The organism is Pseudomonas capeferrum (assembly GCF_013523055.1).
Lineage (GTDB): Bacteria > Pseudomonadota > Gammaproteobacteria > Pseudomonadales > Pseudomonadaceae > Aquipseudomonas > Aquipseudomonas capeferrum_A.
Genome location: NZ_JAAMQM010000007.1, coordinates 129,102 through 150,755, shown reverse-complemented (window position 1 = coordinate 150,755; position 21,654 = coordinate 129,102). Strand labels below are relative to the sequence as shown.

The 21,654-nt window shown below is 62.0% G+C and carries 17 protein-coding genes; 7 read left to right on the top strand and 10 right to left on the bottom strand.

The annotated features are described in order from the left end of the window. Nucleotides 1-110: 110 nt before the first annotated feature. Nucleotides 111-326: a ribosome modulation factor gene (gene rmf / locus G7009_RS10120; protein WP_181129855.1), complete on the bottom strand. Its 216-nt coding sequence runs from the start codon at nt 324-326 to the stop codon at nt 111-113. Nucleotides 327-872: 546 nt separating this feature from the next. On the opposite strand from rmf, the gene rlmKL reads away from it, so the two are divergent. Continuing rightward, on the top strand, nt 873-3,065 hold the full coding sequence (gene rlmKL, locus G7009_RS10115; protein WP_181129854.1) for a bifunctional 23S rRNA (guanine(2069)-N(7))-methyltransferase RlmK/23S rRNA (guanine(2445)-N(2))-methyltransferase RlmL: 2,193 nt from the start codon (nt 873-875) through the stop codon (nt 3,063-3,065). Nucleotides 3,066-3,167: 102 nt separating this feature from the next. Here rlmKL and dacB read toward each other — a convergent pair whose 3' ends face one another. Beyond that, nucleotides 3,168-4,631, bottom strand: coding sequence for a D-alanyl-D-alanine carboxypeptidase/D-alanyl-D-alanine endopeptidase (gene dacB, locus G7009_RS10110; RefSeq protein ID WP_181129853.1), 1,464 nt, complete (start codon nt 4,629-4,631; stop codon nt 3,168-3,170). Between the two features lie 205 nt (nt 4,632-4,836). Between dacB and G7009_RS10105 the strand changes: the two genes are divergently transcribed. Next, a complete protein-coding gene (locus G7009_RS10105; RefSeq protein ID WP_181129852.1) occupies nt 4,837-5,181 on the top strand; it encodes a YggL family protein in 345 nt (114 codons plus the stop codon). Nucleotides 5,182-5,211: 30 nt separating this feature from the next. Here G7009_RS10105 and G7009_RS10100 read toward each other — a convergent pair whose 3' ends face one another. The 6 genes from G7009_RS10100 to G7009_RS10075 form a co-directional block, all read right to left on the bottom strand. Continuing rightward, entirely contained in the window at nt 5,212-8,853 is a 3,642-nt protein-coding gene (locus G7009_RS10100) for a transporter substrate-binding domain-containing protein (RefSeq protein WP_375139545.1), read from the bottom strand. Between the two features lie 5 nt (nt 8,854-8,858). Continuing rightward, entirely contained in the window at nt 8,859-9,482 is a 624-nt protein-coding gene (locus tag G7009_RS10095; protein ID WP_181129851.1) for a response regulator transcription factor, read from the bottom strand. 325 nt (nt 9,483-9,807) lie between these two features. Further along, on the bottom strand, nt 9,808-11,139 hold the full coding sequence (locus G7009_RS10090; RefSeq protein ID WP_181129850.1) for a deoxyguanosinetriphosphate triphosphohydrolase: 1,332 nt from the start codon (nt 11,137-11,139) through the stop codon (nt 9,808-9,810). Nucleotides 11,140-11,216: 77 nt separating this feature from the next. Further along, nucleotides 11,217-11,543: a hypothetical protein gene (locus G7009_RS10085; RefSeq protein ID WP_181129849.1), complete on the bottom strand. Its 327-nt coding sequence runs from the start codon at nt 11,541-11,543 to the stop codon at nt 11,217-11,219. Continuing rightward, nucleotides 11,540-11,917, bottom strand: coding sequence for a phage holin family protein (locus G7009_RS10080; RefSeq protein WP_181129848.1), 378 nt, complete (start codon nt 11,915-11,917; stop codon nt 11,540-11,542). The genes G7009_RS10085 and G7009_RS10080 overlap by 4 nt, the downstream gene beginning before the upstream one ends. Before the next feature lie 9 nt (nt 11,918-11,926). After that, nucleotides 11,927-12,241, bottom strand: coding sequence for a DUF883 family protein (locus tag G7009_RS10075; protein WP_181129847.1), 315 nt, complete (start codon nt 12,239-12,241; stop codon nt 11,927-11,929). Nucleotides 12,242-12,541: 300 nt separating this feature from the next. Between G7009_RS10075 and G7009_RS10070 the strand changes: the two genes are divergently transcribed. The 4 genes from G7009_RS10070 to G7009_RS10055 all read left to right on the top strand — a co-directional run bounded on the left by G7009_RS10070 (nt 12,542) and on the right by G7009_RS10055 (nt 15,487). Beyond that, the gene (locus tag G7009_RS10070; protein ID WP_181129846.1) at nt 12,542-13,750 is read left to right on the top strand and encodes an ammonium transporter; all 1,209 of its coding nucleotides are present in this window, start codon (nt 12,542-12,544) and stop codon (nt 13,748-13,750) included. 129 nt (nt 13,751-13,879) lie between these two features. Beyond that, a complete protein-coding gene (locus tag G7009_RS10065) occupies nt 13,880-14,116 on the top strand; it encodes a glutaredoxin family protein (RefSeq protein ID WP_181129845.1) in 237 nt (78 codons plus the stop codon). Nucleotides 14,117-14,244: 128 nt separating this feature from the next. Next, nucleotides 14,245-14,553, top strand: coding sequence for a transcriptional regulator (locus G7009_RS10060; protein ID WP_181129844.1), 309 nt, complete (start codon nt 14,245-14,247; stop codon nt 14,551-14,553). Nucleotides 14,554-14,602: 49 nt separating this feature from the next. After that, nucleotides 14,603-15,487, top strand: a complete 885-nt coding sequence (locus G7009_RS10055; protein ID WP_181129941.1) for a pseudouridine synthase — start codon at nt 14,603-14,605, stop codon at nt 15,485-15,487. 305 nt (nt 15,488-15,792) lie between these two features. Here G7009_RS10055 and G7009_RS10050 read toward each other — a convergent pair whose 3' ends face one another. Both G7009_RS10050 and acnA read right to left on the bottom strand, forming a co-directional pair. Then, nucleotides 15,793-17,358, bottom strand: coding sequence for a methyl-accepting chemotaxis protein (locus G7009_RS10050; protein ID WP_181129843.1), 1,566 nt, complete (start codon nt 17,356-17,358; stop codon nt 15,793-15,795). A gap of 202 nt (nt 17,359-17,560) precedes the next feature. Continuing rightward, nucleotides 17,561-20,302 (bottom strand): aconitate hydratase AcnA, encoded by a 2,742-nt coding sequence (gene acnA / locus G7009_RS10045; protein ID WP_181129842.1) that lies wholly within the window; start codon nt 20,300-20,302, stop codon nt 17,561-17,563. A gap of 250 nt (nt 20,303-20,552) precedes the next feature. Between acnA and rlmM the strand changes: the two genes are divergently transcribed. After that, the gene (gene rlmM / locus G7009_RS10040) at nt 20,553-21,617 is read left to right on the top strand and encodes a 23S rRNA (cytidine(2498)-2'-O)-methyltransferase RlmM (RefSeq protein WP_181129841.1); all 1,065 of its coding nucleotides are present in this window, start codon (nt 20,553-20,555) and stop codon (nt 21,615-21,617) included. Nucleotides 21,618-21,654 lie beyond the last annotated feature (37 nt).

Here is a 21,654-nt window from a genome sequence, read left to right as displayed (position 1 = left end):
TGACAGGGATAAAAAAGGGCCCCTGCAGGGGCCCTGGGCGTTAGCCCGCCGCCCGGATAGGGCGTGCATGGTGATCAGAATTCAATGTGAGCGAAACGTCATACCCTCTTTCAGCCAACGGCGTGATTTTCGTTGAGTCTATGGATGCCAGCGGTGCCGGTCATGCCGTCCCAGTTGTCACCGCGTCCTTCGCGCCACCCGTTAATCCAGGCCTGCCGTACCGACGGCAGGCTGAAGGGGCAAAGCTCGCGGGATTTGCCGGAAACCCCGTACTGATAGCCACGTGAATAGGCTCTTTCCAACGGATCACGCTTAAGTCTTCTCATAGGGTGTTGCCCTCACTTGTTGACTGTAATGTCCCGTCGGCCTCTCTGAGGCCGGGCAGAATCTTTCTGCCGGTTTGCGCTCGCTGCCGGCGTGGCGAGCAGAGATGTTGTCGCCGTTGCGGTGACAACCTGACTCCAGTTCTAACGAATGCGAGTCACAGTGTGAATGATCGATTTGTCATAAGGACGTAACCTTTCATAGGATGAAAGGATAAGTAAGTAAATGAGTCGCACCTAGATCACCGGGATTTACCACTGGGATCAGGGTTTTAGACGACGTTGAGGTCATCTGGCCGGTATCGGCACATTGAGCTCGGGTCTAGCAATCAATACGACGAAGGGTCTTAATAATGCCTTTTTCGTTGGAAATTTCCGTTCTACGCGATGATCAAAGCTGTTTGCCCATGGCAATGGCCGATCAATCGGGTGGCCCCGGTGGCCCTGTCTGACAAGGTCACTACCCGTGCGTCTGTTGGAAGGCGCGCGGTAAACAGCAGCAGGTCGATGCGTCGCCCTGCCATATCGCCTCTAGGCGCTGGATTTCTCATGTCGGATCAATACGAACTCTATCTCACCTGCCCCAAAGGCCTGGAAGGCCTGCTCGCCGATGAGGCGCGCGGCCTGGGCCTGGCCGAAGTGCGTGAGCACACTTCGGCCATTCGCGGCCTGGCCGACATGGAAACCGCCTACCGGCTGTGTCTGTGGTCGCGCCTGGCCAATCGTGTACTGCTGGTGCTCAAGCGCTTCAACATGAAGAACGCCGACGATCTGTACGATGGCGTCAATGATGTCGACTGGCAGGATCACCTTGCCGCCGATGGCAGCCTGGCCGTCGAGTTCAGTGGTCACGGTTCGGGTATCGACAACACGCACTTCGGCGCGTTGAAGGTCAAGGACGGCATCGTCGACAAGCTGCGCAATCGCGAAGGTCTGCGCCCGTCGGTGGACAAGCTCAACCCTGACCTGCGCGTGCATCTGCGTCTTGACCGTGGCGAGGCGATCCTCTCCCTTGACTTGTCCGGGCACAGCCTGCACCAGCGCGGTTATCGTCTTCAGCAGGGGGCCGCGCCACTCAAGGAAAACCTGGCGGCAGCCATCCTGATCCGTGCGGGCTGGCCGCGTATCGCCGCCGAGGGCGGGGCTCTGGCCGACCCTATGTGCGGTGTGGGTACCTTCCTGGTCGAGGCGGCAATGATCGCCGCCGACATGGCCCCCAACCTCAAGCGCGAGCGCTGGGGCTTCACTGCCTGGCAGGGTCACGTCCCGGCGCTGTGGCGCAAGGTTCACGATGAAGCTGTCGCCCGCGCGCAGGCAGGCTTGGCCAGGCCGCCCCTGTGGATCCGTGGTTACGAGGCCGACCCGCGCCTCATCCAGCCAGGTCGCAACAACGTCGAGCGCGCAGGCCTTGCCGATTGGGTGAAGATCTATCAGGGCGAGGTCGGCACGTTCGAGCCGCGTCCGGACCAGAACCAGAAAGGCCTGGTGATCTGCAACCCACCCTATGGCGAGCGTCTGGGCGATGAGGCCAGTCTGCTGTACCTCTACCAGAACCTGGGCGAGCGCCTGCGCCAGGCTTGCCTGAACTGGGAGGCTGCCGTGTTCACCGGAGCGCCGGAGCTGGGCAAGCGCATGGGTATCCGCAGCCACAAGCAATATGCCTTCTGGAACGGGGCCTTGCCATGCAAGTTGCTGTTGATCAAGGTGCAGCCCGACCAGTTCGTGACTGGCGAGCGCCGCCAACCCGACCGTGAGGACGTTGACTCCCCTCGTCCAGTCGCCGTGGCCAGCGAGCCGGCACGTCTGAGCGAAGGCGCGCAGATGTTCGCCAACCGCTTGCAGAAGAATCTCAAGCAACTGGGTAAATGGGCTCGCCGCGAGCAGGTCAGCTGCTACCGCCTCTATGATGCTGATATGCCCGAGTACGCCTTGGCGGTCGACCTCTATCAGGATTGGGTGCATGTGCAGGAGTACGCCGCGCCGCGCTCGATCGATCCGGAAAAGGCCCAGGGGCGCCTGCTCGACGCGCTCGCGGCGATCCCGCAGGTGCTGGGTGTCGATCAGGGGCACGTGGTCCTCAAGCGTCGTGAACGCCAGAGCGGCGTGCGTCAATACGAACGCCAGGCTACCCAGGGCCGCTTCCTGGAAGTCACCGAAGGCGGCGTGAAGCTGCTGGTCAACCTGACCGACTATCTCGATACCGGCCTGTTCCTCGACCATCGCCCGATGCGCCTGCGCATCCAGCGCGAGGCAGCTGGCAAGCGCTTCCTCAACCTGTTCTGCTATACCGGCACTGCCAGTGTGCATGCGGCCAAGGGCGGTGCCCGATCGACCACCAGTGTCGACCTGTCGAAAACCTACCTGGACTGGGCGCGCCGCAACCTCTCGCTCAACGGTTTCTCGGACAAGAACCGTCTGGAACAGGGCGATGTCATGGCCTGGCTGCAGGCTTGTAGCGAAAGCTATGACCTGATCTTCATCGACCCGCCGACCTTCTCGAACTCCAAGCGCATGGAAGGCGTGTTCGACATTCAGCGCGACCATGTGCAGTTGCTGGACCTGGCCATGGCTCGCCTGGCGCCTGGGGGCGTGCTGTATTTCTCCAACAACTTCCGCAAGTTCGAACTCGACGAGCACTTGAGCGAACGCTACGCGGTAGAGGAAATCAGCGCGCAGACCGTCGACCCGGACTTTGCGCGCAACACCAAGATCCATCGTGCCTGGCGCTTGCAGGTGCGTTGAGCCAAGAACGATCGGCGCTACCTGTTTCAGTAGCGCCTTGAGCGCGGAGGGCAGGTGACCGACTCACATGGGGAATTGCCCCGTGTGAGCGGTTGTCGACGCTTAGCGCACCGAAGCGGTAGAACTGTTGTCCAGCTTGGGCTGGCGGTACAGGTCCAGCAGGACCTGGTCGAGAATGGCGGACGCACCCCAAGGTTTCGGATCGTTGAGAATTGCCGCCACCGCCCAGGTCTTGCCGTTGCTGTCGCGGGTATAGCCCGCAATGGCGCGCACCGTATTGAGAGTGCCGGTCTTGATATGGCCTTCACCCGTCAGCGCGGTGCGCTTGAGCCGCTTGCGCATGGTGCCGTCCATGCCTACCAGTGGCATGGAGCTGATGAATTCGGCCGAATAAGGGCTCTGCCAGGCTGCTTGCAGCAGGGCGGCCATCTCGCGGGTGCTCACCCGCTCCGCGCGCGAAAGGCCAGAGCCGTTTTCCATGACCAGGTGCGGTGCGGTGATGCCCTTCCTGGCCAGCCACTGGCGCACCACGCGTTGGGCGGCGCGGGCGTCGTCGCCATCGGCGTCGGTGCGGAACTGCGCCCCGAGGCTGAGGAACAGTTGTTGGGCCATGGTGTTGTTGCTGTACTTGTTGATGTCACGGATGACTTCCACCAGGTCTGGCGAAAAGGCTCGCGCCAGCAGGCGGGCACTCTTGGGCACGTTCTCGATACGGTCACGTCCCTGGATGCTGCCGCCCAATTCGTTCCAGATCGCCCGTACCGCGCCCGCGGCGTAGGTCGAGTGATCCAGCAGCGACAGGTAGGTCTGCGAATTGCAGCCGTCGGCGAGCTGGCCGCTGACCACGACGCTGACGCCGTCCGGCTGGGCGACCGGGTTGTAGCGGACATCGCCCTTGCACTGCTTGCCGGCCACGGCCTTGACCTGGTTGTCGATGCGGATGCTGGCAATGGGCGGCTCGACCGAGACCGTGACCTTGCCGCCATCGTTGCGAGCCACGAAGCGCAGGGCCTTGAGATTGACCAGCAGAGAGTCGGGCTTGACCAAGAATGGCTTGTTGACATCGCCTCCGTCATCGTTGAATTGCGGCAGATTGGGCTGCACGAAGTGGCTGCGGTCCAATACCAAATCGCCGGTGATGGTGCGCACGCCATTGGCGCGCAAATCGCGCATCAGCAGCCAGAGCTTTTCCATGTTCAGCTTGGGGTCGCCGCCACCCTTGAGGTAGAGGTTGCCATTGAGCACGCCGTTGGTAAGGGCACCGTCGGTGAAAAATTCGGTCTTCCACTGGAAGGTCGGGCCCAGCAGTTCGAGCGCGGCATAGGTGGTGACAAGCTTCATGGTCGAGGCCGGATTGACCGAAATGTCGGCGTTGAACACCGTGGCGTTGCCTGGGCCATCGAGCGGCAGCATGACCAGCGACAGCGCCGAATCCTGCAGCTTGTTGGTCTTGAGGGCCTGTTGCACCTTGGGAGACAGAGTGGTGTTGACGGTTGCGGCCTGGCCGGGCAGTGCCAAAGGCAGGAGCAGGCCGGCAACAAGAAAGGGGCGGAACAATTTGATCATATGCGCTGAAACCCTGCGGCGAGGGGAGGAAACGGGGCTGTAAAGGATGAAGGCCCCCTGAAGAAATATAGTGCGCATTATGCCCCAAGCGTATCGCCCATGCGTCACGTTCGACGGAAAAGCGCGGTATTTGCCCTTCATGAACCGGCAATCGTCCAGGGAAACTGGTAAAGTGCCGCGCGTTACTACTTATGAGGATTGTTTCATGGCTACCAACCGTTCCCGCCGTCTGCGCAAGAAACTCTGCGTGGATGAATTCCAGGAACTGGGTTTCGAACTGAACCTGGATTTCAAGGAAGATCTTTCCGAGGAAGCCATCGACGCCTTCCTCGACGCTTTCCTGACCGAGGCCATGGACGCCAATGGCCTGGACTATGTTGGCGGTGATGACTTCGGTCTGGTCTGCCTGGCCGACCGCGGCTCGGTCAGCGAAGAACAGCGCGCGACCGTCGAAGCTTGGCTCAAGGGCCGTAGCGAACTGACCAAGGTCGAAGTCAGCCCGCTGCTGGATGCCTGGTACCCGGAAAAGCCGATCAATTCGGCTTCCTGATCAGGAGGGCGGCATGCCTGCGCGTGCCGCTCAACTTGCCTGCCGGTCATGCCTTGATCGACAGGCAAGCTCTCGTTGCAAAGCGTTTTCCACGCGGCGCATGTGTCGTGCCAGTTCCTGGCGCCGCAGTCTGAGCATCGCCGCAGGTAAAGTCGAAGCACCCCCCTCCAATGTTTCACATGCCCGAATCAACACCCTGGCCTCCAGCACCCGTGCCGCGCTGAGGATCTTGTGTGCCTGCTCGCCAAGACGGCTGGGCTCGGTGTCTGGGTCTATCGCCATCAATTGTTCCAGGTCGTGCCGCAGGCTGGTATGCAACGTTTCCAGAAGGCGCTTGCGGTCCTCGCGGCTGTCGCCGACGATTGCGGCCAGGCCTTTGAGGTCGAAGGGGGCGTGCAGTTGCGGTTTCAGCCGCTCCGGGCAGGGCAGGGCGGCCAACCGCCGCCCCAGGGTCTGCAGGTCGACGGGCTTGAGCAGGCAGTCGTCCATGCCGGCATCCCGGCAGCGCTGGCGGACCTCGGGCAGGGCATTGGCGGTATAGCCCAGCACGACACAGTGTGACAGCCCGCGCTGGCGCTCTTCCATCCGCACGCGCTCGGTCAGTTGATAGCCATCGAGCAAGGGCATGTTGCAATCGACTATCAAGACATCGAACGCGCCTTCACGCCATTTCTGCAGCCCTTCCTGACCGTCGCGAGCGCTGTCGTGCTCGACACCGAGGTAACCCAGTTGCTGGCCCATCAGCAGCAGGTTGGCTGGATGGTCATCGATCACCAGTACCCTGAGGCGGGAATCCGGATAGGGGATTCGCGGCGTTTCCGATAGGGAAGATGGCGGGGCGTCGACGATGTGCAGCGGCATCCGCAGGCTGACTCGCGTGCCGACGCCATGGAGGCTTTCGAGGGTCAGGACTCCTCCCATCATCTGACACAGAGCGCGGCTGATCACCAGGCCCAGGCCTGTGCCGGCCTGCGCCGCGGTGCTGGTGGGATCGGCCTGGACGAAGGGACTGAACAGGCGTTGCAGATCGCTTTGGCGAATACCGATGCCACTGTCGCGTACCTCCAGTACCAGGGTCGGACGCGCCGAGTCATCCAGGTCGCGCAGGTCCATATGGATGCCGACCTGGCCATGCTCGGTGAACTTGATGGCATTGCTGAGCAGATTGGACAGTACCTGCTTGAAACGCAGCGGATCGAGCAGGGCATGGCAATGCGCGGCAGGGCTGATGACGATCTCCAGGGCCAAGCTCTTCTGCCGCGCGAGTCCCTCGAAGACTCGACCCACTGACCGGACCAGATCGGCCAGGGCGATCGGTTCAGGGCACAAGGCGATGTGGCCGGATTCGATTCGGACAATATCGAGAATATCGCCGATCAGCCCTTGCAGGTCCTTGGCGGACTGATGGGCGACCTCGATGACGGAGCGGTCGATACGACCCTGCTCCGCATGTTTGAGCGACAGTTCGAGCATCCCGATCACGGCGTTCATGGGTGTGCGGATCTCGTGGCTGATAGTGGCGAGGAAGGTGCTCTTGGCGCGGTTGGCGTCATCGGCCTGTTGCTTGGCCAGGCGTAGGTCCTGGACCAGCTTGCGGCGTTCGCTGATATCGATCCAGCCACCGATGATGCCTTGCATTTCCCCGAGCGAGTTTCGATAAGGCAGGATCCAGTGATAGATGGTCAACTCGCGATCCTTCAGACGCAGGGGCCGATCGATGATCAGGGGAGTGCCTTGGGTCATGACCTTGAGGTAGTCGGCCTGGATCTGCCGGGTGTAGTCGCAGTCGCTGAGGGTACTGTCCTCAAGGCGCCTGCCGATGACTGCCTCGCTGGAAGCCTGGACAGCCTCCAGATAGGCGTCGTTGCAACTTTGCATGCAACCTTCCCGGTCGCGGACATACATCGGGTGCGGCGTGCCATTGAGCAGGGCACGCATGAATGCCAGTTGGTCGTTGAGCGCTCGCTCGGCCGCATGACGATGCTTGATCTGGCGGCGCAGCCTGGCATTCCAGCCCACGCACAACAGCAGCAGCAGGCCTGTGCCGATCACTACTTGCAGGATCAGGCGCTGATAGGTCTGCCAGTAGGCGTCATCGTGAGCGCTGTAGCCTCGCCAGCGGCTATTGATCACGCCCAGATCTTGCGGCGAGATGCTCAGCAAGGCCTTGTCTATGATCGACGCCAATGGTTCGGCTTGCCGCGCGCTGGCCAGGGAGAAGGCTGCCGGTTCGTCGCCTACCGTAGTGCGGATCGCCAGCCCGCCATGCGAAGCGATAGCGAAATTGGCGTCGATGAGGGTAGTGATGGTGGCATCGACCTGGCCGCTGGTCAGCAGCGCCATGGCATGGAAGGTACTTTCGGTTACCACCTGCTGGATCTGCGGGTGTTGCGTCGACAGCATCTGGCCCAGGATATTGTCGCGGGTCATGGCGACCCGGTGTCCACTCAGCTCCTCGAGACTTGTGGGCTGATCGGCGCCTGTGCGTGAGACCAGTACATAGGAGTTCTCCAGATAAGGACGGCTGATGCTGAGTTGCTCGGCATGCCGCTCGGTCGAGGCAATGGAGGCGATCAGGTCGGCCTTGTCGTTCCTGATTCGGTTGATCATTTCGTGCACGCCTCGGGCCCGCTGTACCTCGTAGCGCAAGCCGGTGCGCAGGCGGATCAGCTCCAGAAGGTCGGCGGCGATGCCACGGAAATTGCCGTCGTTATCGAAGAACGTCATGGGCGCAGCGGTTTCGTTGACCACTACGCGAAGGATGGGATGGTCGAGCAACCAGCGCTCCTCGCGGGGTGACAGTTGCAGCTTGCGGTCGGTCAGCAGCTTGTCGCTGCCTGCGCTCCAGCGTTTGAAAATGTCTTTGCGAGCGACACTGGACAGGCTGTCGAGCGTGGCATCGACCAGCTCCAGCAGCATTCGGTCTTCCTGGCGCGTGGCGAAGCTGAAGCCCACGCGCTCGTGCTTGCCGAAGTTGGCCATCTTGAGATTGGGCAGGTGACCTTGATTCATGTGGTAGTAGGTCGAGATGGTATCGCCGATGAACACGTCCGCTTGCTCGAACGCCACGGCATTGAGCGCGTTGGTATAGGACGGGAAGGTCAGTAGCGTGGCCTTTGGGTAGTTGGCCCGTACCTCCTCCGGCGGCAGATAATGATAGAGCGTGCTCAGGCGCATGCCCTCGAGCCCTTTGTCCAGAGAGCGGGTTTCATCTTCGCGAGTCACCAGCACCGGCTGGTCGATGGCATAGGGTCTCGACAGCGCGAGCCCGTCGATCGCGGCCTCGAAGCCGTTCGCACTGCCGAGCAGGTCGATCTCGCCACGCCGCAGTGCCGCGACCGCGGCCTGGCGTGTGGGAAACCGCAGGACCTTGACCGGCAGCCCCAGAGCCGCGCCGATCAGCCCGGCGTAGTCGGCGGTCAGGCCTTGGTAGTCGCGCCCGCCCGAAGTGATGTCGAATGGAGGATAGTCGGGCGCCGAGACGCCAAGCAGCAGCTGCTTGCGGTTATCGAGCCAGCGTTGTTGCGGTGCCGTCAACGACAGCCTGGCCTGCTCTGCGTCGGCGCGATTGAGCAGCGCAAAGTGCTCGACGTCACTGTCCGTGTGCTGGGCGTATGCGTTGACACCGATTAGCAGCAGCGTCAGGTACAGAATGATGTAATGAGACTTCAAGTGCCTTAAACCAGCTCGTTGCGTTTGGCCATGTCGATCAGTTCGACCAACGACCCTACACGTAACTTCTGCATCAGGCGTTTCTTGTAAGTGCTCACCGTCTTATTGCTGAGAAACATGCCCGTGGCGATTTCCTTGTTGCTGCGGCCTTGGGCAAAAAGTTGCAGCACCATTAGTTCGCGGTCATTGACCAGACGGAACAGCTCCTTGTCCTGGTTGGGGCCGTTTTCGGGGCTGTGGTTGATGGCCTGGCTGGGAAAGTAGTTGTATCCCGAAAGCACCGCCTTGATCGCGCTGAGCAGCTCGCTCAGATCCTCCTGCTTGCAGACATAGCCCGCGGCGCCCGAGTGCATGCAGCGGATGGCGAACAGGGCCGGCGCCTGCGCGGTAAGAACCAGGACCTTCATGGGCAGCGCCATGGCCTGGAAGCGCGAAAGCACTTCCAGGCCATCGAGCTTGGGAATGCTGATGTCGAGGATGACGAGATCGGGGCGGCACTCGCGGATCATTTGCATGGCGTCGACGCCGTTGTCCGTCTCCCCGATGATCGAGTAATTCTGGTTTTCCAGCAACATGCGGACGGCCAGTCGTATGACAGGATGGTCGTCGACGATAAATACAGAAGGCATATTCAACATTCCATGCAGGTGTCAGGGGCAGACGGCACCTTAGCTCAGTTGAAAGTCGCCGGACACGAAAGTCAGAGCGATAGCTGACATATAGGAAAACACCTACAGAAAAAAGTCCGCCATACCACAGATGCAACTGTCAGGCATATCTACTGACGAGATGTTGCGGGATTTTTTACATATGCCGAGGAGAATGTTTAATGCAGAAATGTATATGTAGGAAGTTTCTTTCAAATCTGTATGAGTTACGTGAAATCGCTGGGCATCGGGCCTGGGCGCACCGATAAGTGGACGGGGCCAAACGGCGCTCCGTCCACGACGAACGTCAACGAGGGTTCGAGCGCCCGGTCATTTCATGGGCCATCTCGCTTGCGTAGCTGTCGGTCATGCCCGCGATGAAATCGATCATGCGCAGGAAGGCGCTGTACAGCGAGCCGTTCGGATCGGGTGCGCTGTTCCCCAGCAGATCGAGGATGCGTCGGCTCTTGAACGATGGCACGCGTCCGCCATGCTGCTCCAGGGCGGCGCCACAGAAGGCGGTGAGCAGGATCTCCAGGGTGGTGTAGGCACCGATCTCATGCAACGTCTTGCGCTTGTCCTGGAAGATCTTGTTGCGCGCCATGTCCTTGGCCTGCAGCACGCAACGCTTGGCCGGACCGTGCATGTGCTCTACCAGGTCACCGCTCAGCTGCCCGGCCAGCAGCGCATCCTGTTGCTCGACGAATGCCTGCGCCGCGGCATTGGTCAGGTGTTCGATAGCCTTGCCGCGCAGGATGGCCAGCTTGCGCCGCCGCGAATCCTCGGCGCCCAGCTGACGGTAGGTCTCGGGCACGTCATCGCCGACCAGGTCGAGCAGCAGGTTTTCGACTTCGGCGTACTGCAGCAGATCCATCTCAAGCCCATCCTCCAGGTCGATCAAGCCATAGCAGATGTCGTCCGCCGCCTCCATCAGATAGACCAGCGGATGACGGGCCCAGCGTTGCTCTTCGAGCTGGGGCAGGCCGAGCTTGCGGGCAATCTGCTCGAGCAATGGCAGTTCGCTCTGGTAGCAGCCGAACTTGTGTTTCTTGTAACCGAGGGCGTCGGCATGGCGAGCGCTCCAGGGGTACTTGAGATAGGTGCCCAAAGTGGCATACGTCAATCGTGTACCACCATCGAACTGGTGGTATTCGAGTTGGGTCAGGACGCGAAACCCTTGGGCGTTGCCTTCGAAATTCAGGAAATCGGCACCTTCGTCTTCGCTCATGCCTTCCAGCCAGCCCCGTCCCGCGGCCTGCTGGAACCAGTAACGGATAGCATCCTCGCCGGAGTGACCGAACGGCGGGTTGCCGATGTCATGAGCCAGGCAGGCCGATTGCACGATCATGCCCAGGTCGCTGGGCTCGCACCAGCCGGGGAGGGCATCACGCAGCGTCTCGCCGACCCTCATGCCCAGGGAGCGGCCCACGCAACTGACTTCCAGCGAGTGGGTCAGGCGGGTGTGGATATGATCGTTGCTGGTGACCGGATGGACCTGGGTCTTGCGGCCCAGGCGGCGGAACGCGCCGGAGAAGATGATTCGGTCGTGGTCCTTGTGGAACGGGCTGCGTCCCAGCTCTTCGGGGCTGTACAGGGCCTTGCCCAAGCGTTCACGGGTAAGCAGGGTGTTCCAGTCCAAGGCGTGACTCCCGTCGGGTGGGTAGACCTCAAGCTTCCCGCGTCGTGCCTGTCTGCGCAAGCACGACGCGGTCTCGCTCAGTGCCGACGGTTGGCGAGGAACAGGCGCACCAAGGGCGCAACCGTCTTGCCCAGGCGCAGCATGGCGGGAAGATTGCCGCCCCGCACGCCCTTGCCGGTCAGGAAACCGAGGGCGACCACGGCGCCGATGCCCCACAGTGGAGCATGCTTGATGCCCATGCCGCCGTGCAGCGAGCTGCCCATGGTGCGCAGGCGCACGAGCGGCTCGAGCAGTTGCGCCGATTCCTGGCGCAGTTCCTGGCGGTGCATTTCCAGGCGCAGGCGCAGCAATGCCTTGCGCAGCTCGCGTGGGTTACGGGTATTGGGTAGCTCAGGCAGGCTCATGGCAACAGGCGCTCCCGGTCTTTGGCGAGTTCTTCGAGTGTGGAGCTGAACGGGGAGGATTCATCGAACACCGCTGCCTTCAGGCGCACACCGCAGAAAATGGTGGCAAGGCCGTAGAAGACACATAGGCCGATGATGCCCGCCAAGCGATAGCTATCCCATAGCAGCACCAGCAACAGCCCCGAAAGTGCGGTCAGCAGGAGCAGCGCGAAAACCAAAGCCATGCCGGCAAACAGCAACAGACGCAGTGTCCGTCCTTTCTGCTCCTGCAGTTCGATGCCGAACAGTTCGATATGGCCATGAAGCAGCCCGAGCATCGCCGCGCCGAGGCGCTTCCCAGCTCTGGCGCTCGTGCCGATGGCATCATTTTCCATGACCATTCCTCAACGGCGACCAGCCAGCAGGCCAACGACCAGGCCCACGCCTGCGGCGATACCGACAGCCTGCCATGGGTTCTCTCGTACATATTCCTCGGCGTTGCCCAGCGCTGCCTCACCGCGCACGCGCATCGTCTCCTGGGTCTGCTGCAGGGAGTCGCGAGCCCGCAACAGGCTCTCGTTGATCTGTCCGCGCAGTTCGTCCGCCTGATCGCCGGCCAGGTTGGCGGTGTCCGCCAGCAGTTTCTCGGTATCGCGCACCAGCGTCTGGAAGTCAGCCAGGAGGATTTCTTGAGCAGTCTTTGCCGATGTGTTGACCATGGGTCTCTCCCTGTAAGTAGATGTGGCTATTTCGAGTCGTGGAAGTCCTGGAAGGTTCAGTGCCCGGTGCTGGTACAGCCTTTGCTTTATCGCGGAGCGTATCCGTGGTGCGCCGCGCCGAATACGTGCAGCGTCCTTGCAGATACCGATAAACCTTAACCCATCCAGGTTCGATTCAAGATAAAACGCGCCCAGGCGTATGCTCGTGTTGCCAAAACAGGGCACGCCTAGAGCACCGAATCGGTGCGCGGCGCGCACATTTGAACCTTCCTGGTGCTTTCTCCGCAGGTCATTCTCTCCATGGAAAACGCGCACAGTGCGATGGACTCTCTTGTCCACGGCTCCAATACCTTGTTCATCCTTCTGGGCGCGATCCTGGTCCTGGCCATGCACGCGGGGTTCGCCTTCCTCGAAGTAGGCACCGTGCGACACAAGAACCAGGTCAACGCCCTGTCGAAGATCCTCAGCGACTTCGCCATCTCGGCGGTGGCGTACTTCTTCGTCGGCTACTGGGTCGCCTACGATGTCAGTTTCTTCGAGCCCGCCAGTACACTGGCGACGGACCATGGTTATGCACTGGTCAAATGTTTCTTCCTGCTGACGTTCGCCGCGGCGATCCCGGCGATCATCTCCGGCGGTATCGCGGAGCGGGCCCGGTTCGTGCCGCAGATGTGCGCCACGGCGTTGATCGTGGCATTCGTCTATCCGTTCTTCGAAGGGGTGGTGTGGAACGGCAAGTTCGGCATCCAGGACTGGTTGAGCAGGCACCTGGGCGCCGGCTTCCATGATTTCGCAGGATCCGTGGTGGTGCATGCCATGGGTGGATGGCTGGCGTTGGCAGCGGTACTGCTGCTGGGCGCACGGCGTGGTCGCTATCGCGAAGGGCGGCTGGTTGCATTCGCGCCGTCGAGCATCCCTTTCCTGGCGCTGGGCTCATGGATCCTCATCATCGGCTGGTTCGGCTTCAACGTGATGAGCGCCCAGACCCTGCAAGGCGTCAGTGGACTGGTGGCGATCAACTCTCTGATGGCCATGGTCGGCGGCACTCTGGCTGCCTTGCTGGCGGGACGCAACGATCCAGGTTTCCTGCACAATGGGCCGCTGGCCGGGTTGGTGGCCATCTGCGCGGGCTCCGATATCATGCACCCGGTGGGCGCATTGGTGACGGGTGTAATAGCAGGCGTTCTGTTCGTCTGGTGCTTCACCGCCGCGCAGAACCGCTGGAAGATCGACGATGTTCTTGGTGTATGGCCACTACACGGCGTCTGTGGTGTGTGGGGTGGCGTGGCCTGTGGGATCTTCGGACAGACCGCGTTGGGCGGGCTGGGCGGAGTGAGCCTGACCAGCCAGTTGCTCGGGAGCCTGATGGGCATCGTGGTGGCGCTGCTCGGTGGCTTTGCCGTGTATGGTGTGATCAAGCTGCTGCACGGTCTGCGTTTGAGTCAGGAAGAAGAGTTCCACGGCGCCGACCTGTCGATTCATCGGATTGGCGCTACCAGCCAGGACTGAGTTGGCCATCCGGGGGGAGGGTGAAAGATAACGCGACGCCGAACTGCTCCCACCGGCACGCGGCAAGTGCAGGCTGCCCGTACCCGGCCTAGAATAATCATTCCATCCCTCGTGAGACGGTAACCGTTCATGCTTCCCGAATGCCAATTGTTCGGCACCTTGGGGTGTCATCTCTGTGAAATGGCGGAGGCCGTCCTCATGCCCTTCGTCCAGCACGGCCTGTTGGTGGAACTGGTCGATATTGCCGAAGACGATGTCCTGTTCGAGCGCTATGGCCTGGTGATCCCAGTGTTGCGACGATGTGATACCGGCGCGGAAATGGATTGGCCTTTCGAGGCGGAGCAAGTGGTTGCCTTTCTGCAGTGAGCGAATCGGGCACTGCCTGCCAGGGCGAAGACTCCTCCTGGCATCGTATCGATTGGCAGGCTATTTGACGGATTACCCGGCTTACTCGTATGCTGTATGAATATACAGTTGTGGCGGTAGGAAGTGTGATGGTCAATGTCGAGCAGTTGAAGTACAGCGTCAATCGCATGTCCCCCGATCTGGTGAGTGAAGCCGTGCTCGATCTGCGTCTGGATGGGCTGGTCACCGAACGCAGGACGCCGTTCGGCAGGGTCCATTTCAACACGTGCTTCGCCGAGATCGAAGCGCTCTTCCAGCGGGCGGGCTACCATCGTCCCCTGGATGTGGTGGGCTACGAGGGTCTGCACTACGCTCTGTACGATCCCACTCGCTGGGAAGCGGTCCAGGTGCTGCGCTGGCTCAAGGAGTCCAGCGAGATGGCCGGCGAGACTGGCTGACGGTGTAGGCATGAAGGATAATGCCTGGCCCCGATACCTGAGTTCCGCCATGACCGCGCCTTTCGATCCGGCTCACCATCAAGCCAGTACCGTCTGCCTGCCTCCGGGCGACTGGTCGACCGTGCTCGACTGTCTATGCGACCATTTCAAGGCCATCGGCCGTGAGCAATGGCTCGACCGTTTTGCCCGTGGACGCGTACTCGATGCGGCGGGTAGCGCGATCGCGGCCGACCTGCCTTACCGCCGTGGCATGCGCCTGCATTACTTTCGCGAAGTGCCGAACGAGACGCCGATCCCGGTACATGAAACCATCCTGTACCAGGATGAACACCTGGTGGTCGCCGACAAGCCGCACTTCCTGCCTGTCACACCCACCGGTGAATATGTCGAGCAGACGTTGCTGCGCAGGCTGATCCGTCGTCTGGACAATCCTCATCTGGTGCCGTTGCACCGTATCGACCGGCACACGGCCGGGTTGGTGCTGTTTTCTGCCAATCCACAAAGCCGCACCGCCTACCAGCGGCTGTTTCCCGAACGACGGATCGACAAGCGCTATCAGGCCATCGCGCCGGCATTGCCCGGGCAGGCGTTTCCCCTGGTGCACCGTAGTCGACTCGCGCACGGCGAACCCTTCTTCCGGATGCAGGAGGTCCCAGGGCAGAGCAACAGCGAAACCCTGGCGCAAGTATTGGAGGTGAACGGGGAGCTGTGGCGCTACGGCCTTTCGCCAATCACAGGCAAGACCCACCAGCTTCGCGTCCACATGACCGCGCTGGGGGCCAGCATCTGCAACGATCCGTTCTACCCGACGCTGCGCAACGAGCCGGATGACTACAGTCGGCCGTTGAAGCTGTTGGCCAAGGGATTGCGCTTCGAGGATCCCTTGTCGGGACAGACACGCTGCTTCGAGAGCCGGCTGATATTGGACTGGTGACCAGACAAAGCAGTGCTTCTCGGGCTAATGCCATCAAGCAAGTCAAGGTATTCGATTCAAATGCCGGTGCTTGGCCTTCGGCTTCCGAATTCTTCAGTGATGCTGCGGGCCTATCGCGGGACAAGCCCGCTCGCCACCGGGCGCATGTCTTTACTACACCGCATACCGGTGGCGAGCGGGCTTGTCCCGCGATAGGCCCGCAGCATCACTGAAGATTGCAGAAGCCAAACGAGAACTCCAGCCGTCGAGATGTGATGACTTTTCCTTAACTGACCAGCATCGCGCCTCGTAGGCGCCGTCCGTTTTCAGCGGTTGAAGCGTTCCACCAGCGAGTATTGCCCAGTGGCCGTCCTGGTCAGCTCTTCGCTGAGCTGAGCCGAATGCTGAGCCTGCTCGGATGTCTGGTCGGCCAGCTCGGCGATGGTGCTGATGTTGCGGCTGATCTCGTCGGCGACAGCGGTCTGCTCCTCGGTAGCCGCGGCGATCTGCGTCGTCATGTCGGTGATATTGGCCACGGCTTCACTGATACCCATCAATGCCTGGTCGGCCTGCATGACCCGAGCGACACCTTCCTCGGCCTGGCGATGTCCGCTCTGCATGGTCAGCACGGCATTGCTGGCGGTCTGCTGCAGCTTGGCGATCAAGGCGTGAATCTGACCTGTCGATTCCGCGGTGCGTTGGGCCAGCTGACGGACCTCGTCGGCGACCACCGCGAAGCCGCGGCCCATCTCGCCCGCGCGGGCTGCTTCGATGGCAGCGTTGAGCGCCAGCAGGTTGGTCTGGTCGGCGATGCCCTTGATCACATCCACCACACCTCCGATCTCGTCGCTGTCCTTGGCCAGCTGGGTAACTGTGTGACCGGTCTCGCCGACTGCGCTGGACAGGCGCTCGATCGCTTCCCGTGTCTCACCGGCAATGGTCCGGCCCTGGCTGGTCAGGCGGTTGGCCTCCTGGGTCGCATCGGCGGTGCGTTGTACGTGGTTGGCGACTTCCTGAGTGGTAGCGGCCATCTGGTTGACGGCAGCGGCGACCTGTTCGGTTTCCACGCGTTGGCGCTCAAGGCCCGTGGAGCTGTTGTGGGCCAAGGTATCGGACTGGCGCGCCTGCTCGCTGAGGTGCTCGGCGCTGTCCTGCAAGCGGGTCAGGCAGGTCTTCATGCGCGCTTCCTGGCTGAGCATGGCCATTTCCAGGCGCGCCTGGACACCACGACTATTCGTGAACATCTGCGCGATCAGCGGATCGGAAGTGGTCTGTTCCGCCAGGCGCAGCAGGCGCTTGAGCCCGCGTTGCTGCCAGCCCAGTCCCAGCAGACCCAACGGCACCGACAAGGCGGCCGCCAGGGCGAAGCCCCAGGAGTGGCCGATCTGGCTGCCGATGAGGAAACCGACCTGACTGACCAGGATGAACGGCAGCCAGTCCTGCAGCACCGGCAGCCACTGGTCACGCCGCGGGACCGGCGGCTTGCCCTGGTTGATGCGTTGGTAGAGCGCTTCGGCACGTCCGATCTGCTCGGCGGTAGGCTTTACCCGTACCGATTCGAAGCCGACGACCTGATCCTTTTCGAAGATCGGCGTGACATAGGCATTGACCCAGTAATGATCACCCGACTTGCAACGGTTCTTGACGATGCCCATCCACGGTTGGCCCCGCTTGAGGGTCTGCCACATATGGGCGAACACCGCGGACGGCACGTCCGGATGGCGTACCAGGTTGTGCGCCGCGCCCACGAGTTCATCGCGGGTGAACCCGCTGATATCGACGAAGGCTTCGTTGCAGTAGGTGATCACACCCTTGGCATTGGTGGTGGAAATCAACCGCTGGTGGACAGGGAAAGTCCGTTCTCTCTGGGTAATCGGCTGGTTGTTACGCATCTGCTATTCAATCCGAAAGGCTTTGGTGGGCTATCGGCACGCTCCTCGGTTTATTGAGCGATTATTTGCTCGCGATGAACCGATGTAGCGGCGGCGAGGCACAGTCGCGCACCCATCCGCGTGTTTCAGCATGCATTCACGAGACGATGCGCGCGCGTCGCAAGAGCAGGCCGAGCCGCTCGAGCAACGCGTGGCCGACAGCTCAGGCGGCTATCATCTGGCGCAGCACATAATGCAGGATCCCGCCCGCCTTGAAGTATTCCACTTCATTGAGGGTATCGATTCGGCATAGCACCTCGATCCGTTCCTCTTGGCCATCCTCGCGCACGATGCGCAGAGGCAAGGTCATGCCTGGGCGCAAGTGCGCGTCGGTCAGCTCCAGCACATCGATACGCTCCTTGCCCGTGAGACCGAGGCGCCTGCGATCCTGCCCGGCCTGGAACTGCAACGGCAAAACGCCCATGCCGACCAGATTGGAGCGGTGGATGCGTTCGAAGCTTTCCGCCAGCACTGCCTTGACTCCAAGCAGGTTGGTGCCTTTGGCGGCCCAGTCACGGCTGGAACCGGTGCCGTATTCCTGTCCGGCGATCACCAGCAGCGGCGTTCCCTCGGCCTGGTAGCGCATGGCTGCATTGTAGATAGGCAGCTTCTCGCCGCTCGGTACGTGGATCGTATTGCCACCTTCCTCGCCGCCAAGCATTTCGTTGCGAATGCGGATGTTGGCGAAGGTCCCGCGCATCATCACTTCGTGGTTGCCGCGACGCGAACCGTAGGAGTTGAAGTCCCGCGGTTCGACGCCCTTTTCACGCAGGTAACGACCGGCGGGGCTGTCAGCCTTGATGTTGCCGGCGGGGGAGATATGGTCGGTGGTCACCGAGTCCCCCAGCAGGGCAAGGATCCGTGCTTCCTTGATATCGCCAATCGCTGGAGGCGGCCCGTCGATCCCGTCGAAAAAGGGCGGGTGCTGGATATAGGTGGAGTCGTCCTGCCACACATAAGTGGCCGCCTGGGGCACCTCGATCGCCTGCCACTGAGCGTCACCGGCGAAGACTTCGGCGTACTCCTTGTGGAACATGCCCGTCTCGACGTTGGCGACGGCCTCGGCGATCTCCTTCTGGCTAGGCCAGATATCGCGCAGGTAGACCGGGTTGCCTTCCTTGTCGGTGCCCAGTGGCTCGCGGGTCAGGTCGATGCGCACGGTGCCTGCCAAGGCGAAAGCGACGACCAGAGGCGGAGACGCCAGCCAGTTGGTCTTGACCAGCGGATGCACGCGTCCTTCGAAGTTGCGGTTGCCGGACAGCACCGAGGCGACCGTCAGGTCCGCGCCGTTGATGGCCTGCTCGATCGCCGCGTCGAGTGGCCCGGAGTTGCCGATGCAAGTGGTGCAGCCGTAGCCGACCAGGTCGAAGCCCAGTTGATCGAGGAAAGGCGTCAGGCCAGCAGCCTTGAAATAGTCGGTCACCACCTTGGAGCCAGGCGCCAGAGAGCTTTTTACCCAAGGCTTGCGTTTCAGGCCCTTCTCCACGGCTTTCTTCGCCACCAGGCCGGCCGCCATCATCACGCTGGGGTTGGAGGTATTGGTGCAAGAGGTGATGGCAGCGATGACCACGGCGCCATCGCGCAGGGTATGCCTGGTGCCCTGGTACTCATAGCTGGCCTCGCCAGCCATGTCGGCGTTGCCCACCGATACGCCACCGCCGCCTTCGCTTTCCAGTCTCCCCACTTCCTTGTTGAGCGGCTTGGGCTGCAAGCCCAGGAAGCCGTCGAACGCTTCGCCCACCAGAGGCAGGGCAACACGGTCCTGCGGCCGCTTGGGGCCCGCGAGGCTGGCTTCCACGCTGTCCATGTCCAGGGAGAGTGTATCGGTGAAGGTCGGCTCCTGGCCCGGCAGGCGCCACAGTCCCTGTTCCTTGCAATAGGTCTCGACCAGTTGCACGGTCTCGGTTGGGCGACCCGACAGGCGCAGGTAGTCGAGCGTCACTTCATCGACCGGGAAGAAGCCGCAGGTGGCGCCGTACTCAGGGGCCATGTTGGCGATGGTGGCACGGTCGGCCAGGGACAGTTCTGCCAGGCCGTCGCCATAGAACTCGACGAACTTCCCGACCACGCCCTTCTTGCGCAACATCTGGGTCACGGTCAGGACCAGGTCGGTGGCGGTGATGCCTTCGCGCAGCTTGCCGGTCAGCTTGAAACCGATGACTTCCGGGATCAGCATGGACACCGGTTGGCCCAGCATGGCGGCTTCCGCCTCGATACCACCGACGCCCCAGCCGAGCACGCCGAGGCCGTTGATCATGGTGGTGTGCGAATCGGTCCCGACCAGGGTGTCGGGGAACGCGTAGGTCCGACCATCCTCTTCGCGGGTCCAGACGGTGCGTCCCAGGTATTCCAGATTGACCTGGTGGCAGATGCCAGTCCCAGGCGGCACCACGCTGAAGTTGTCGAAGGCGCTCTGGCCCCAACGCAGGAAGGCATAGCGCTCGCCGTTGCGCTGCATCTCGATGTCGACGTTTTCGGCAAAGGCTTCTTTGGTCGCGTAGCGGTCGACCATCACCGAATGGTCGATCACCAGGTCTACCGGCGACAGCGGGTTGATCCGCTGGGGATCGCCGCCGGCCTTGGCCATGGCCGCGCGCATGGCCGCCAGGTCGACCACGGCGGGGACCCCGGTGAAGTCCTGCATCAGCACGCGAGCAGGGCGGTACTGGATCTCGCGGTCCGAGCGGCGCTCCTTGAGCCAGTCGACCAGGGCCTGCAGGTCCTCGCCGGTGACGGTCTTGCCGTCCTCCCAGCGCAGCAGGTTCTCCAGCAGGACCTTCAGGGACATGGGCAGGCGCCGGAGATCGCCAAGCTGGGTGGCCGCCTCGGTCAGGCTGAAATAGTGATAGGGACGGCCGGCTACCGTCAGCGTCTTGAGCGTGGTCAGGCTATCGAGCGAGGGCATTGCCAACTCCTGGTGTGCCGGTGCCCGGCCACTGCGAAGGGTTGCCGGTGTCACCGCCTCTGTGAGGGTCCGCACGGCACGGACCTTGGCTGAATGATCAGGCAGGTCCTGTTTGACCCCCTGACTCAATACTGGACCCCCCAGGCATGTCGCGGGTTCCGATCTTGCTTTATCATTCGCCGCCTCGCCGGCGCGCACCTTGCGCCGGATCAAGGCGAGCGCCTGTCGCGCCGCCGTCGTGGAGTGAAAGATGAATACCCTGTTCATGCATTGCCGGCCCGGTTTCGAGGGCGAGGTCTGCGCCGAGATCAGCGACCATGCCGCGCGCCTGGGCGTGGCCGGATACGCCAAGGGCAAGCCGCAGAGCGCCTGTGCCGAGTTCACCTGCATGGATGACCAAGGCAGCGAACGGCTGATCCGTGAACTGCGTTTCGACCAGCTGATCTTCCCGCGCCAATGGGCTCGGGGCGTCTACCTGGAATTGCCGGAAAGCGATCGCATCAGTGTGCTGCTCGAGCACCTGGCGACCTATCCGGTCTGTGGCAGCCTGTGGCTCGAGGTGCTCGACAGCAATGATGGCAAGGAGCTGTCGACCTTCTGTCGCAAATTCGAAGGGCCGCTGCGCAAGGCCCTGACCAACGCCGGGAGGCTGGTCGAAGACGCGACTCGACCGCGCCTGTTGCTGACCTTCATCAGTGGTCGGCGAGTGTTCGTCGGTCTGGCCGCCGCGGACAATTCCGCCCTGTGGCCCATGGGCATCCCGCGTCTGAAGTTTCCCCGCGAAGCGCCCAGCCGTTCCACCCTCAAGCTCGAGGAAGCCTGGCATCAGTTCATCCCCCGAGACCAATGGGACCAGCGGCTGGCCGATGACATGACCGGTGTCGACCTGGGCGCCTCGCCCGGTGGTTGGACCTATCAGTTGGTCAGGCGCGGCATGCTGGTGACCGCCATCGACAATGGACCCATGGCCGAGAGCCTGATGGACACCGGCCTGGTCCAGCACCTGATGGCCGACGGTTTCACCTGGCGACCGAAACAGACGGTGGATTGGATGGTCTGCGATATCGTCGAGAAACCCGCGCGCAATGCCGCGTTGCTGGAAACCTGGCTCGGCGAGGGGCTATGCCGCGAGGCGGTGGTCAACCTCAAGCTGCCGATGAAGCAGCGCTATGCCGAAGTGCGGCGTCTGCTCGAGCGTATCGAGGAAGGTTTCAAGGCACGCAAGGTAAAGGTGTCCATCGCCTGCAAGCAGCTGTATCACGACCGCGAGGAAGTGACCTGCCATCTGCGCCGCCTGGACCTCGCGCGCCGTTGAATACGGCGACACCAACGCGCGACAATGACGATTATTT

Bases quoted from the DNA above. Each gene is read 5' to 3' on its own strand.
- rmf (WP_181129855.1), bottom strand. From the start codon at position 326: ATGAGAAGACTTAAGCGTGATCCGTTGGAAAGAGCCTATTCACGTGGC.
- rlmKL (WP_181129854.1), top strand. From the start codon at position 873: ATGTCGGATCAATACGAACTCTATCTCACCTGCCCCAAAGGCCTGGAA.
- dacB (WP_181129853.1), bottom strand. From the start codon at position 4,631: ATGATCAAATTGTTCCGCCCCTTTCTTGTTGCCGGCCTGCTCCTGCCT.
- G7009_RS10105 (WP_181129852.1), top strand. From the start codon at position 4,837: ATGGCTACCAACCGTTCCCGCCGTCTGCGCAAGAAACTCTGCGTGGAT.
- G7009_RS10095 (WP_181129851.1), bottom strand. From the start codon at position 9,482: ATGCCTTCTGTATTTATCGTCGACGACCATCCTGTCATACGACTGGCC.
- G7009_RS10085 (WP_181129849.1), bottom strand. From the start codon at position 11,543: ATGAGCCTGCCTGAGCTACCCAATACCCGTAACCCACGCGAGCTGCGC.
- G7009_RS10080 (WP_181129848.1), bottom strand. From the start codon at position 11,917: ATGGAAAATGATGCCATCGGCACGAGCGCCAGAGCTGGGAAGCGCCTC.
- G7009_RS10075 (WP_181129847.1), bottom strand. From the start codon at position 12,241: ATGGTCAACACATCGGCAAAGACTGCTCAAGAAATCCTCCTGGCTGAC.
- G7009_RS10070 (WP_181129846.1), top strand. From the start codon at position 12,542: ATGGAAAACGCGCACAGTGCGATGGACTCTCTTGTCCACGGCTCCAAT.
- G7009_RS10065 (WP_181129845.1), top strand. From the start codon at position 13,880: ATGCTTCCCGAATGCCAATTGTTCGGCACCTTGGGGTGTCATCTCTGT.
- G7009_RS10060 (WP_181129844.1), top strand. From the start codon at position 14,245: ATGGTCAATGTCGAGCAGTTGAAGTACAGCGTCAATCGCATGTCCCCC.
- G7009_RS10055 (WP_181129941.1), top strand. From the start codon at position 14,603: ATGACCGCGCCTTTCGATCCGGCTCACCATCAAGCCAGTACCGTCTGC.
- G7009_RS10050 (WP_181129843.1), bottom strand. From the start codon at position 17,358: ATGCGTAACAACCAGCCGATTACCCAGAGAGAACGGACTTTCCCTGTC.
- acnA (WP_181129842.1), bottom strand. From the start codon at position 20,302: ATGCCCTCGCTCGATAGCCTGACCACGCTCAAGACGCTGACGGTAGCC.
- rlmM (WP_181129841.1), top strand. From the start codon at position 20,553: ATGAATACCCTGTTCATGCATTGCCGGCCCGGTTTCGAGGGCGAGGTC.